Raw genomic sequence first — 12509 nt, 5'->3', positions numbered from 1 at the left:
TGACTGTTCCCATTCCTCCCGCATTGGCAGGTCCGCGGTCCCGGTCCGGAGATCCCTCCGGCTGCCAGGGACCCCGACGGATCCCCCGTGCCTGGGCGCTCATCGGAGCCATGGCGCTCGGCATCACTGCCTGTGACGAAGCGGTCGCACCGGCCGGCAAGGCCGCCGACGTGGCCATCCGTGTCTATATCGATCGTGACAACTCCGGCACCTACACGGCGGCCGACAGCGGACTGACCGGTGTGGCACTGACGCTGGCCCCCACCACAGGCGAGGGCGCGTCGGCGGTGGCGACATCGGCTGCCGGTGGACTGGCCACATTCTCCCAGGTGACCCCGGGGGCGTACACGCTGGTGGTGTCGGCGGCAATTCCGGCTGGCACCGTTCTCACGACGTCCCTCACGCCGCGGGTGTCGGTGAGTGCCACGGGGCAGGTGCGCGCCGAGGATGTCCGTTACGGCTGGCTTCCGGGTACGGTCAGCGGACGCATCTTCCGAGACGACGACGGGAATGGGTCTTTCGGCACTGGCGATACACCGGGCGATGGACTCGCGGTGGTGCTGCGTCGGGGAGCCGTGCGTGTCGATTCGGTACTGGCCGATGCGCAGGGGCTGTTCGCCTTCCAGTATCTCGCACCGGGCGCCTACACGGTGGTGCTGGAGAACCCGGCCACCATCACGTACGCGGCAGGTGCGTCGCGTGAGGTCACGGTGGCGGCGGGCGGTACCGCCACGGTGAACGGCATCTTCACCGGCGCGCTCATCATTCCGATTGCCGATGCGCGGGCACGGGCCGTGGGGACCACGGTCGCCGTGGTGGGTAACCTCGTGGTACGCCCCGGTCCGTTTGCGTCTGGCGCCAATTCGGAAGTCTGGGTGCAGGACGCCACCGGCGGTATCGCCGCGTTTTCGATCCCCAACGCCGACAGCGCGCTGTATCGCCTGGGCGATCGACTGGAGATCACGGGTGCGCGCAGTGTGTTCAGTGCACAGTCGCAGATCACCATCTCCCGCGTGCGCAATCTCGGTGCCGGAACGCCGGTGGTGCCCGTCGCGCAGAGTGCGGCGCAGGCCAATGCGCTGACGCGAGACGGCCAGCTGGTGCGGGTGCCGAATCTCACGATCGTTTCGGTGCCCACCGGCACCGGGGCGGCATTCACCGTGCTGGGCACCGATGCCGCGGGCGACACGCTGCAATTGCGTATTGCCGGTGTGGCGACGGGACTTTCCCGTGAGAGCTTCACCGTCGGCAATCGCTACAACGTCACGGGTGTGCTCACGCGCTTCAACGCGACGGCGCAACTCAAGATCCGTGATACCGGCGATCTCGAACTCGGCGCCGCGATCACACCCATCGGCACGGTGCGCGCGTCGGGCGTGAATGGCACCACCTACACGATCGCCGGACGCATCACCGCCCCACCGGGTGCGTTCACTAGCGGCACCAACAACGTCAACTCGGAAATCTGGGTGCAGGATGCCACGGGTGGCATCGCGGCCTTCAGTGCGCCCACCGCCGACAGTGCGACGCTCAAGCTGGGCAACACGGTGGAAGTGACGGGCAGCCGCAGTCTCTTCAGTGGTCAGTTGCAACTGGGCAGCGCGGCCATTGCCCGCACCGGTACCGGTTCGGTGGTGGCGCCGGTGACACTCACCGGTCCCGAAGCCGCGTCTCTCGCACGCGATGGACAGTTGGTGCGCGTGGCCGGTTTCACCGTGACCAGCGTGGCAACCGGCACGGCCACGGCGTTCACGGTCACCGGCACGGTGGGCACGACCCCGATGCAGGTGCGCGTGGGTGGCCCGCTGCTGGGGCTGACACGCGCCAACTTCACGGTCGGTTCCACGTACACCGTGACCGGCATTCTCACGCAATTCAACGGCACGGCGCAGATCAAGCCGCGCTTCGCCAGCGATGTGACACCATGAAATCGCCCATGTCTTTCACCATCCCGCGCCTGCGCCGCATGCTGACGGTGTGTGCCGGCGCGCTCGCGTTCGCGGCCTGCATCGACGATCCGGAACCGGTGGCGCCGCTCGACTCGACGGGGACCGTTTCCGGAATCCTCTTCTTCGACCGGGACAACAACAACGTGTACACCCCCACGGCCGGCGACTCGGTCATGGCAGGAGTGACGATCCGGGTGCTGCAGCGTGGCACCACGCAGATGATCGGGTCGGCGATCACGGGCACCAACGGGCGTTATGAACTCGTCGTGCCCGTGGGGACGCACGATCTCGAAGTCGTGCGCAGCTCGGCGATCATTGCCGGCAACTTCGTCTGGTGTGGCGCGTCGCCGAGTGTGTATCGCAACGAGGCGACGTTCGTGCCCACGCCGCTCAAGTTCGGATGCGTGATCCGGATCAGTGCCGCCAAGCAGGCGGCGGTGGGCGCGAGCGTCACCGTCGCCGGTGTGGTCACCGCGCAGCCAGGTCGGTATCGCGCGGCCAACGACAATCTCTTCATCCAGGACGCCACCACTGGCATCCAGGTGTTCGGCGTGCCGACCAGCCTCGGATTGCAGGAAGGGGACAGTATCGAAGTGACGGGCATCGTCGCCGCGTTCAACACGCAGCTGCAGATCACCACCCCGCGCGTCGCGCCCAACATCAAGCGCGGCACGCCCGTGCCCGATCCGGTGCAGGTCACGACCGGGCAGCTGGCGGCCACGACCAATCCGCTGGCGGCCAACGTCGGCAGGCTGGTGACCGTGCGTCGGGTGAGCGTCGGGACCTTCGTCAGCGGCAATGCACCCGTGGATGACGGCAGCGGCTCCGCGCAGGTACGCCTCGATGGCAACGCGGCCACGACGATCGGGACGACCCGGTTCGTGACCGGCCGTTGTTACGACATCACCGGTATCGTGGGCTTCTTCAACAATGCGACGCAGCTCCAGCCGCGTGGCGCGTTCGATGTGACGGAGGTTCCGTGTTCATGAAGTTCGGTTCATTCAATCATCGCTTCGGCCATCGCCTCAGTCATCGCGCACTGCCATGGATGGGTGTCCTTGCGGTTGCCGTCGGTGCCGTGGCACCGGTGCTGTCCATCGTGCCGGCGTTCGCGGAGATGCGGGGCATTTCGGCGACGGGCATGCTCGGGGCGCAGGAGACCACCGGTTCCATCCGCGGCACGGTCCTGGGTGCTGACGGGAAGCCGCTGGCGGGGGCCACGATCACGGCCACCAATACGGAGACGGGACTGGTACGCAATGCCGTGGCCGGCGAAGACGGCGCCTACGTGGTGCGTCTGCTGCCATCGGGCACGTATCGTGTGATGGTCCGCCGCCTCGGCAGCCAGCAGCAGGAGAAGACCGACATCCGGGTGACCGTCGGCTCGGCCACGGCGCTCAACTTCTCGCTCACCGATGCCGCCACGCAGCTCGGTGCGGTGCAGGTGAGTGCCGCCCGGCAGGTCGATGTCGCGGATGGCGGGGTGAAGCAGGCGGTGGGTCAGGAAGAGATTCAGAATCTGCCCACCCTGGGTCGCGATTTCACCGACTTCATCAATCTGTCGGGTCTCGTGAGCCCCACGCCGGAAACGACCACCGGCGGTCAGTTCTCCATCGCCGGCGCTCGTCCGTCGCAGACCAATCTGCAGATGGACGGCGTGGATGCGAACAACAGCTTTTTCGGTGAAAACCGGGGCGGCAGTCGTATCCCGTTCAACTTCTCGATCGAGTCGGTGAAGGAGTTCCAGATCATCACCAACGGCTTCGACGTGGAGTACGGCAACTATGCCGGCGGTATCGTCAACATCATCTCCAAGGGTGGCACCAATCGCCGGAAGGCGACGGCGTATGCCAACTATCGCGGCGATGCGCTGACGTCGAAGAACTTCGATGGCACGAAGGTCAACAACTTCAACGTCCAGCAGTTCGCGCTGCAGGCGGAAGGTCCGCTGGTGAAGGACAAGCTGTTCTGGCTGGTGTCGGCGGATGGTCAGCGTCGTCGTGAGCCATACGTGCCGAGCGGTCCGGCCACGCTGTTGCGTCAGGCCGCCAGCCTCGACGCGCAGGCGGACGCCGCCGGATCGACGAGCGCGGCGGCCACGCTGCGCAACCAGGCGCAGCGGGCGCGCCTGACCGCGGATTCGCTCGGACGGTTCTTCAGCATTCTGAGTGATCGGTACGGCATCGAGAATCCGGCCGGTGCGTACGACGAGTTCGCGACCCGCAACGATGTCTTCACGCTGTTCGCCCGCCTCGACTGGAACATCAACGACCGGCACCGTCTGTCGTTGCGCAACAACCTGTCCCGGTACGACAACAGCAACGAGACCTACGCGGCCACGGCCCAGGGTGGCCTCTCGCAGACGGAGGCGTTCAAGAATCGCACGAACTCGCTGGTGGGAGAACTCAACAGCGCGCTCGGTGATCATGCGTCGAACGTCTTCCGCTTCCAGTATTCAGCCGAAGACCGACCGCGCGTGGGCTACGATCTCAAGCCGCAGTTGCGCGTGAACAACGTGGTCTCCGGTACCGCGTATGCCTGGGGCGGACAGAACATCTCGTTCCGCAACAGCCTCGTGGAAAACAAGGTCCAACTCGTGAACAACACGACGCTGGATCTCGGGCGGCACACGCTCAAGATCGGGACCAACAACATCTTCTCGCACTACGAGAACGATTTCTGGAACCAGGGCTCCGGCTTCTACACGTTCGACAATCTCGCCGCACTCGAGCAGTACCGTCCATTGCAGTACACGCGCAGCGTGCGCTCCGACGGACAGGTGCCACGGGCCGTCTTCGACACGTACGAATACTCGGTGTACGCGCAGGATCAGTGGCGCGTCACGTCGCGTCTGCTCGCCACGATCGGTCTGCGTTATGATCTCTCGCGTTTCGGTGATGCGCCGGGTCGCGTGATCGACGCCGAACGGGCCTTCGGGATCCAGACCGGTATCGCGCCGATCGACAAGAACAACATCTCGCCGCGTGTGGCGCTGGCATGGGACCGGAAGGGCGATGCGAGTGAGGTGTGGCGTGCAGGCGCCGGTCTCTTCTACGGGCGTCTGCCGGCGGTGCTCGGCTCGAACGTGGGCATCACCGACGTCCCGTTGCAGAACCTCACCTGCACGGGCAGCGCGGCCGAGGGCGATGCCAACGCGCCGCCGCCGGTGAATGGTTATCGCGACTGGGCGGCCAGCGGCGACAACAATCCGATGAACTGCGCGGGCAACGCGGGCATCGGGGGCATTCCGGAATACTCGTTCTGGACGCAGAACTTCCAGATCCCGGAGACGTATCGCGCCAACATCGGCTATGAGCGGGAACTCGGTCGTGCGACGCGTTTCTCGGCCGACTACCTCTACACGCTCACGTCGAATCTCTACACGGTCCGCAACACCAACCTGCGCCAGCCGCTGTTCGCGCTGGCGAACGAGGGTGGGCGGGCGGTATACGTGCCGGCGGGGTCCTTCCTGCCCGGAGCGGCGGCGGGCAATCAGCGCCTGCTCAACACCGATTTTGGCAACCTGTTCCAGAACTACTACGATGGTCGGGCCAGGTCACAGGCGTTGACGTTCAACCTCGATCATCGTTTCGCGCGCGAAACGTCCATTCGGGCGTCTTACACGTGGACCATGGCCGAGGACAACGGATCGTTCTCGTGCTGCACGTCGTTTGCCGGCTGGACGGAAACGCGCATCGGTGCGTCGGGACCGAACGATATCGGCGGTATCGGCGACACCGACAAGGCATGGGGGCCGTCGGGTTTCGTGCGCAATCACACGATCATCCTGTCGGGTTTCACGAAGCTGCCGCTGGGCTTCCGTCTGAGCGGCATCTTCCGCATGCAGAGCGGCACGCCGTGGGGCCCGGAGCAGGGCGGGGATCTGAACGGTGATGGTGTCACGTTCAACGATCGTCCGTTCATCTTCGCGCCCGAGAATTTCCCGGTGGCGATTCCGACCAACATCACCGGAACGCAGGAGCAGGCCACGTATGTGGCGGCGCAGCGCGAGATCTATCGTGGATATCTGGCCGACAACAAGTGTGTGGGGGACTATGTGGGGCAGATCATTCCCCGCAACACCTGCCGTCAGCCCTGGTTCAACCGTCTCGATGTGTCGTTGCGCAACCGCATTCCCACGCGTGCGGGTCAGAACGCGGAAATCTCGGTCGACTTCTTCAACGTGCTGAACGGCCTCAACTCCAAGTGGGGGCGGTATCAGTCGGTGTCGGCGAACCGCCGCAACCTGATGGTGCCATCGTCGTACGATACGGCGGGTGAGACCATCCGCTACAACCTCACCGATTTCTTCGGCAACAAGACGCCGCTCGGAACGAACCTGCTGCTGCAGTTCAGCATGCAGCTGGGGGTCCGGTACTCGTTCTGACGGCGCTTGGTGATGGACGAAGTAGGAAGGGCGGGGCTCCTCTGGAGCCCCGCCTTTTTCTTTGGGAGCCCAGCGTGTCGGCGGGTTCGTCGGGACGGACGACGACAGCGGCAAAACCGCAGACGCGGATTGGGCGGATGGACGCGGATGGACGCGGATGCAACGGGGCGGAACGACCGCTGCGGTGCTTCAACTCAGCGGCAACGTCGGCAGCAGATCGAGCAGTTCCGGCCAGTCGATGAACGGATTGCGGTTGCCCTGGGCCCGGAACACGGCGTCGTTGCGCGAACGTTCCCATGCATCGACGGGATCTTCGCGGGCCCAGGCAATGAGCAGATCACGCTCCTGCGCGAAGTTGAGGAGACTGTAACCACTCGGGCGGTCGGTGTTGTACCGCAGATAGAAGTACAGCAGCCCACGTGCGATATCACCCCGCACGCTGGCGCGGGGCTCGAAGACGATCGGTCCGCCCGATCCGTTGGCGTAACCGAGTCGGCTGGTCTCGGTACCGCCGGCGGCGGCGGGGCCGGTCCAGATCACCGTGCCACGCACGAGGCCGTAGGGATAGTTCTGACGGCGCTCATTGGCGGCGGAGTCGGAACTGAAGAGATGATGCAGATCGCTGAGTGCCGGGTCGACTTCGGCACCGCGGCTGCGGGGCCACGTGTGTTCGGTGTTGATACTGTTCTGGGCGGCGGTGGCCCGCGTGGTCACGCCCGCGGCCTGACGTCCCGTGTAGAGGTCGACGATCCACGTGCGTGAACCCCGATCAACGAACGCGTAGAGGGAATCGCGGGCCGAGGTGTACCCCAGGACGCGCTGACCGCGCACGAGTTGCTGGAGTGCGGTGAGCAAGGCGGTGCCGCAGCGGCCCTGCGCGGGCGTGTAGTAGCTGATCTGCGCCGCGGGCGGTGTGGCGGTGCAGGTATTGGGTGGCGGTGGTGCCGTCGTACTGCTCCCGCCACCGCCGCAGGCGACGAGCGCCAGTGCCACGCTGCCCGCCACGACTATCCTGGCGCGCGGCGTGCGATTGGGGATCGACCGTGTCATGCCGGGAATGATGCAGCGAAGAACGCTGGATGTGACAGGCTCCATATCACATTTTCTGTGACCTCGCATCACAGGCAGCTGTTGTATTTGTGGTTGTATCTGTTGTCGTGCCTGTTGTCGTATGTTTCGACAGATCCCGGACCGATGGAGGCAGCATGCGTGATCCCTGGCGATTGCCGACCCTAGCGTCGTGCGTTTCTCTGGTCGCCCTGGCGCTGAGCGCCGCGTGCAGCGCGCCCACATTCGATGAGCCCAAGACCGGAATCAACGCCGTGCAGGTCGGTGGCGAGATGAGTGGGTATCGCTTCGATCCGGCCACGATCGACAGTGCCTATGTGGTCGGCGACATTCTGCATCTGCACCTGAGCTACGGCGGATGCGGCACACATGCGGTGGCGTTGCTGCAGACAGGGCCGTTCATGGAGTCGTTCCCGGTGCAGGTGCTGCTCTCACTGGCTCACGATGCCAGGGGAGAGGCCTGTCGGATGCTGGTGAGGTCACAGGAACGATTCGATCTCACTGCGCTCAAGGAATCGTATCGCACGGCGTACAGGAGCAGCGGTACGATCCTCCTGCGGGTCCGCGCGCCCGGCCCGACGCCGGCCGTCACGTCTGTCTATTACCAGTTTCGTTGAGCCACGCAGGGAGACACGGGCGGGATGCTGGAGGCATGGCATCGCCCGCCCGTGTGAATCCGTTTTCACCTTCGCTGCGTTTGCCTACGGCTTCGGGGACAGCAGCAGATCGAGGCGCAGCGGACTGGCATACGGTGCTCCGTATTCGACGACACGTGCGGCCCAGGCACTGGCGCTCGGCGGATCCACTTCGAGGCGGAAGCGCGCCGCGGGCATGTTGCTGAAGTGGACCATGCCCGTGGCATCCGCCGTCGCGGTGGCGATCAGCGTCGGCGCGCTGACCGGCGGTGCGGTCGGGGGCAATGTGTCGCCCGCAATGGACGGCAGTTGCACGAACCGCACCGTGGCACCGGCCACGACGGGGGGCGTCCAGGTCGACGAATCCCGTGAGGATGGCGAGGTCGCGGCACGTCCCAGGACCTGGGCGACGAGATCGAATCGTGCGGGGCGTGTGACGGGACCCTGACTGCCGGAATCGACGCGAACGGATGTGATCGTGAAACGTGCGGTGTCGGCTTTGTTCGCATGTGATGCAATGATCAGCACACTGCCGGCGGCACGGGCCGCCACGGCCGCGCGCAAACCGTCCTGACGCAAACCGGAGTCGGGCAGCGCGGAAACCGTCGCGATCGATGCGTCGGACGTGGACCATACGGGTCGCGCGCCCGGAATGGGACTGCCACCCGCATCGAGAATGCGTGCTTCGACGATGGCGCCGTATCCGACCTGCAACGTGGCGTTGCGGGGATCGACGAGGATGGATTGGCCGCTCACGTCGTCGATGGAGAGCACGACGTTCATCGGCGTCTCCTCGTTTGCCGTTGGCGACGTGTCCGAGCATGCCGAGACCATCATCAACGTCATCATCGCGCCGGCAATGGTCGCGACCGCGGGCATGCGCGAAGGTGAGAGGGACCAGCGAAGAGAACGGGACATGAATGACTCCTGTCGCGTGAAGACCGCGGGAAGACCGGGTGGGGATCCGACGAGGATCGAATGAGAAGCGGGTGAGCCAGACGGACAGCGCTGTGGATGTCGCGGAGGATGTCGGTGCATGGACATCCACGCCTCGAGGCGTCTGCGCGTGATACCTGTCGGTTACCGCGTCGGGTCACCGACACTTCACTCCGGCGTGCGACCCATTCCGTTCAATGTCGCACGCACGCCCGACGTGATTGCATCGCGCGGCGGTTTCCCCTGCTGCAGATCACGCTCGATGGTGATCCGGAACGCACGCAGATCCGTATCGCGCGCGCCGCGCTGCAACAGTGATGCGATCGATGACACGGCGAGTTCTGCCGGCACTCGTCGCAGTGCGAGTTCCGCCACGATGGTCAGCGACATGGTCAGTGAAGACTCGCCGGTTCCCTGCTTGCGTTGTGCTTCGACGAGCCGGCTGATGTCCCGCGGCTCGACGCCCACGAAGAGCGCACTGGCCGCGGCTTTCAGTTCGTCTTCCGTTGCCGATGGACCGAGGAGGCTCCGGCCATCACGCAATCGTGACGCTAGCGATCGGACCGCGAGCAGGATGCGGGCGTCGTCCGCGCCCTTGAGCACACCTTCGGCCACCTTGTCACGCAGGACATCACCCGGCAGATGCTCGGCCGTGAGCGAATCCACGAGCAGATCGATCGCCGTGCGTGTCGCCGGCGACAGTCTGAGGAGCGGAGACGGTTGCGTCGATGAAGGGGCCGGCGGAGGATCCCGACGCGCCTGGGCGTGCAACGGCACCGCACCTGCCAGGAGTCCCATTGCCACGGTGAGGTATCGAAGCGAAGGTGGCAGGAACCGATACGGGTATTTCCGCGAGTGTCCGCCGGTCCGGATGAACGTGGTCATCGATTGGGTCATCGATTGCTGCTCACCAGGACCAGCGAGTTGGGCACACCAAAATCCTCCTCGGCTTCGGCGGGCGCTGCCGGGTCGCGGACCACCTGCCCATCGATCACGAACGCGTAGGCGTGACGACCTGCCGGAAGTGGAAGCATGGTGGTCCACGTCTGGCCGTCCGCGGCCACTTCGAGTGGTGTCGCATCGGCGTTCCAGCCATTGAAGTCTCCCACCAGACTGACACGTTGCACGCCAGGCGCCATGACCGAAAAACGCACGCCGATCGTGGACACCTGCGATACCGTGCGGGACGTGGCATCACGCGCAACGGGCTCCGCACTGTAGGGGTGAGCAGGCCCGAACAGGTGTGCCGCGTCCCGCAACACCGCCCCAACCATCATGAAGCCCAGAGCTGCGGCAATGGCCATCGGACGCGGGATCTGCCAGTGACGACTCCATCCCCGTGGCGTCGGCTCGGATGGGGTGAGTTGCAGCAACTCACGATCGAGCGCCTCGCGCCATTCGGCGCGCACCGGCACCTCCCGCTGCATCTCGCGGATGGCCTGCAGGAGCCGCGGATCGTGTTCGTTGCTATCGGGCCGTGTCATCGTAGTCCTCGAGTTGCTGCTGCAGCTTCGTGCACGCGCGTTGCACGCGCATCTTGAGCGCCGAGATGCCTACGCCGGTGATGCGCGCCATCTCGACATACTCCAGTTGTTCGACGTGCTTGAGCAGAAAGGCCTCCCGTTGCTCGCCGGGCAGGGTCTCGAGTGCCCGCTCCAGCTCCACGCGCAATTCGGTGTCCGGACCGTGCGATGGAACGGCCGTGCGGTCCACCACGTCCGGATCGGTCTGCACCCAGCGCGCGCGCCGCGTGCGGGAGAGCAGTGCCGTGCGGCAGCGATTGACGAGGATGGCGAACATCCAGGTGCGGAAAGCGGTCCGCCCATCGAACGCCGCCAGCGATCGATAGGCCCTGATCAGCGTGTCCTGTGTGGCTTCCTCCGCATCCTCGCGGGAGCCGAGCATGCGCGTGGCAAACCGCAGGCACGCCGACATATGCCGATGCGCCAGCTCCGTGAACGCCTGGGCATTCCCGTCGAGTGCGCTGCGTGCGAGGTCGGCGTCGGTCATGAGTCATGCGTTATACCTCGCGGATCGCGAGCGAGGTCACCGCCACTCCATCATGTGATCATCCTGATGTCAACGCACGGTGACCAGTCCAACCTGCCCGCCAAATTCGTCGCGCGCCGTGGGGACATCCGGCGGCGGACGCCAGGCGGCGCCATCGATGCTGATGTTCATGCGATAGAGCCCGGGGCCGACCGCCAGTGTCGTTTCCCACCAGTCGTCGGGCGCGCGTTGCATGGAGACGGGACTCCAGCGTGTGGGTTCGCCACTGACCCGCACCTCCGACGCCCGCGGTACCTTCACCCGGAGGCGCACCCGGGTCGCGTCGTCACGCACCGTCTCGAGTGATGTCGCGTCGTTCGGCGTGTGGGTGCGATCACCGGAATGGGTCGGCCATCGGGAGAAACTGACGCCCAGTGAATAGACCCCGCGCACCGAGGCGTTCAGGGCGGGCTGTGCGGGCAGCGCCGCGACACCGGCCGTGACGGTCAGTCCTCCCGTGAGAGGCACACTCGCATTGGCGCGTGTCCAGAGCTGGCGAGAATGGGAAATGGCCGGTTGCATCCGCATGGTGTCGCCACCGACAGCGGAACCGGGAAGTGTGCGACGACTCGTCGAACCGCCGCCGGAAAGATCCAGACGAACGCGCCCGATCTGGAACTGCACGGCCGTTCGCAGATCGACGGCCCGCTGAATCATCTGTGATGTGACGGTCCGGTACGTGGTGTCACTGGTGATCCGGTTGCCGCCGGGCGACGAGTCGATGACAATGATGGGCGTGGCCACTTCGCGACTGAACGACGAGGTGCGGTCGTGCGCACGGATGTCGAAGGAGATGCCCACGCGACGGAGACGCTGCCAGACGGCGAGTCCGAGTCCCTGGCGATCCCGCGAGGGATCGAGCGACGAGAGGCTGCGGTATCCATAGGAGAGGGCAATACCGCCATGACCCAGGCTGCGGGACAGACGGGCGAAGGCTCGGGTCTGCCCGGAGAATGCCAGGCAGTCGCTCTCCGCATGTCCGACGGTACCCGACGCGTCCAGTTGCCATGTCCGCTGCGCCGAGGAGTGTGCGGCCAGGGCGACGATGGGTGTGGTGGTGCCGAATCGGGTGGCCTGCGCAATGGGAGCGGAGAAGGCAGTCGCCGAAAGCCCGCTCCATTGTGCCTGTGTGGTCAACATGGATTGAGCATGACAGGCGGGACCGTTGCCGCTGGTGAAATGTCCCGTCGTGCCGAACAACGGGGAGCGTTGAGCCACCGCGATACCGGATGGCAGGCCAAACGACAACAGGCCGAGTGGCAGCATGCCGGCGACGAAGGTCACCTGAAGAATTCGCATGACGTTGTTTCAGGGAGGGAAGCGACGACTCGAAGAGGCACCGCGGAGACAGACCACCTCATGGCCTCATACCCACCGATTCCGGGGCCGGGTCACGGTCGATCATCCGGGCGTCGGGAGCCCGCCCGGGAGGCCCCATTGGGGCACCGGGCCGCTCGACATCTCCCGAGCCGCTGGCGAGTTTGC

The 12509-nt window shown here is 65.4% G+C and carries 10 protein-coding genes; 4 read left to right on the top strand and 6 right to left on the bottom strand.

Annotated elements, in window-relative coordinates:
- Positions 1 to 110 precede the first annotated feature (110 nt).
- Genes WG208_RS08860 through WG208_RS08850 form a run of 3 tightly spaced genes read left to right on the top strand, consistent with a single transcriptional unit; the run spans position 111 to position 6336 of the window.
- Entirely contained in the window at positions 111 to 1928 is a 1818-nt protein-coding gene (locus tag WG208_RS08860) for an SdrD B-like domain-containing protein (RefSeq protein WP_337170979.1), read from the top strand.
- Between the two features lie 8 nt (positions 1929 to 1936).
- Complete coding sequence (locus WG208_RS08855; RefSeq protein WP_337170978.1) at positions 1937 to 2938, top strand: hypothetical protein; 1002 nt, start codon at positions 1937 to 1939, stop codon at positions 2936 to 2938.
- A complete protein-coding gene (locus WG208_RS08850; protein WP_337170977.1) occupies positions 2935 to 6336 on the top strand; it encodes a TonB-dependent receptor in 3402 nt (1133 codons plus the stop codon). Before WG208_RS08855 ends, WG208_RS08850 begins: the two co-directional genes overlap by 4 nt.
- Before the next feature lie 189 nt (positions 6337 to 6525).
- On the opposite strand, the gene WG208_RS08845 is transcribed toward WG208_RS08850, so the two are convergent.
- Positions 6526 to 7386, bottom strand: a complete 861-nt coding sequence (locus WG208_RS08845; protein ID WP_337170976.1) for an endonuclease — start codon at positions 7384 to 7386, stop codon at positions 6526 to 6528.
- A 155-nt stretch (positions 7387 to 7541) separates the two neighbouring features.
- Here WG208_RS08845 and WG208_RS08840 point away from each other — a divergent pair, with 155 nt between their 5' ends.
- On the top strand, positions 7542 to 8021 hold the full coding sequence (locus WG208_RS08840) for a hypothetical protein (RefSeq protein ID WP_337170975.1): 480 nt from the start codon (positions 7542 to 7544) through the stop codon (positions 8019 to 8021).
- A gap of 84 nt (positions 8022 to 8105) precedes the next feature.
- On the opposite strand, the gene WG208_RS08835 is transcribed toward WG208_RS08840, so the two are convergent.
- The 5 genes from WG208_RS08835 to WG208_RS08815 form a co-directional block, all read right to left on the bottom strand.
- The gene (locus WG208_RS08835) at positions 8106 to 8957 is read right to left on the bottom strand and encodes a hypothetical protein (RefSeq protein ID WP_337170974.1); all 852 of its coding nucleotides are present in this window, start codon (positions 8955 to 8957) and stop codon (positions 8106 to 8108) included.
- A gap of 186 nt (positions 8958 to 9143) precedes the next feature.
- A complete protein-coding gene (locus WG208_RS08830; protein WP_337170973.1) occupies positions 9144 to 9872 on the bottom strand; it encodes a hypothetical protein in 729 nt (242 codons plus the stop codon).
- On the bottom strand, positions 9869 to 10459 hold the full coding sequence (locus WG208_RS08825) for a hypothetical protein (RefSeq protein WP_337170972.1): 591 nt from the start codon (positions 10457 to 10459) through the stop codon (positions 9869 to 9871). Before WG208_RS08825 ends, WG208_RS08830 begins: the two co-directional genes overlap by 4 nt.
- A complete protein-coding gene (locus tag WG208_RS08820; RefSeq protein WP_337170971.1) occupies positions 10443 to 10985 on the bottom strand; it encodes an RNA polymerase sigma factor in 543 nt (180 codons plus the stop codon). The genes WG208_RS08825 and WG208_RS08820 overlap by 17 nt, the downstream gene beginning before the upstream one ends.
- A 69-nt stretch (positions 10986 to 11054) precedes the next feature.
- Positions 11055 to 12323, bottom strand: coding sequence for a glycogen-binding domain-containing protein (locus WG208_RS08815; protein ID WP_337170970.1), 1269 nt, complete (start codon positions 12321 to 12323; stop codon positions 11055 to 11057).
- Positions 12324 to 12509: the final 186 nt, after the last annotated feature.

It is taken from the genome of Gemmatimonas aurantiaca (assembly GCF_037190085.1).
Classification (GTDB): Bacteria; Gemmatimonadota; Gemmatimonadetes; order Gemmatimonadales; family Gemmatimonadaceae; genus Gemmatimonas; species Gemmatimonas aurantiaca_A.
The sequence above is the reverse complement of the archived record's forward strand: the minus strand, read 5'-3'. Positions and strand labels throughout refer to the sequence as shown.

Coding starts and splice junctions, on each gene's coding strand:
- WG208_RS08860 (WP_337170979.1), top strand. CDS start 111: ATGGCGCTCGGCATCACTGCCTGTGACGAAGCGGTCGCACCGGCCGGC.
- WG208_RS08855 (WP_337170978.1), top strand. CDS start 1,937: ATGTCTTTCACCATCCCGCGCCTGCGCCGCATGCTGACGGTGTGTGCC.
- WG208_RS08850 (WP_337170977.1), top strand. CDS start 2,935: ATGAAGTTCGGTTCATTCAATCATCGCTTCGGCCATCGCCTCAGTCAT.
- WG208_RS08845 (WP_337170976.1), bottom strand. CDS start 7,386: ATGACACGGTCGATCCCCAATCGCACGCCGCGCGCCAGGATAGTCGTG.
- WG208_RS08840 (WP_337170975.1), top strand. CDS start 7,542: ATGCGTGATCCCTGGCGATTGCCGACCCTAGCGTCGTGCGTTTCTCTG.
- WG208_RS08835 (WP_337170974.1), bottom strand. CDS start 8,957: ATGTCCCGTTCTCTTCGCTGGTCCCTCTCACCTTCGCGCATGCCCGCG.
- WG208_RS08830 (WP_337170973.1), bottom strand. CDS start 9,872: ATGACCCAATCGATGACCACGTTCATCCGGACCGGCGGACACTCGCGG.
- WG208_RS08825 (WP_337170972.1), bottom strand. CDS start 10,459: ATGACACGGCCCGATAGCAACGAACACGATCCGCGGCTCCTGCAGGCC.
- WG208_RS08820 (WP_337170971.1), bottom strand. CDS start 10,985: ATGACCGACGCCGACCTCGCACGCAGCGCACTCGACGGGAATGCCCAG.
- WG208_RS08815 (WP_337170970.1), bottom strand. CDS start 12,323: ATGCGAATTCTTCAGGTGACCTTCGTCGCCGGCATGCTGCCACTCGGC.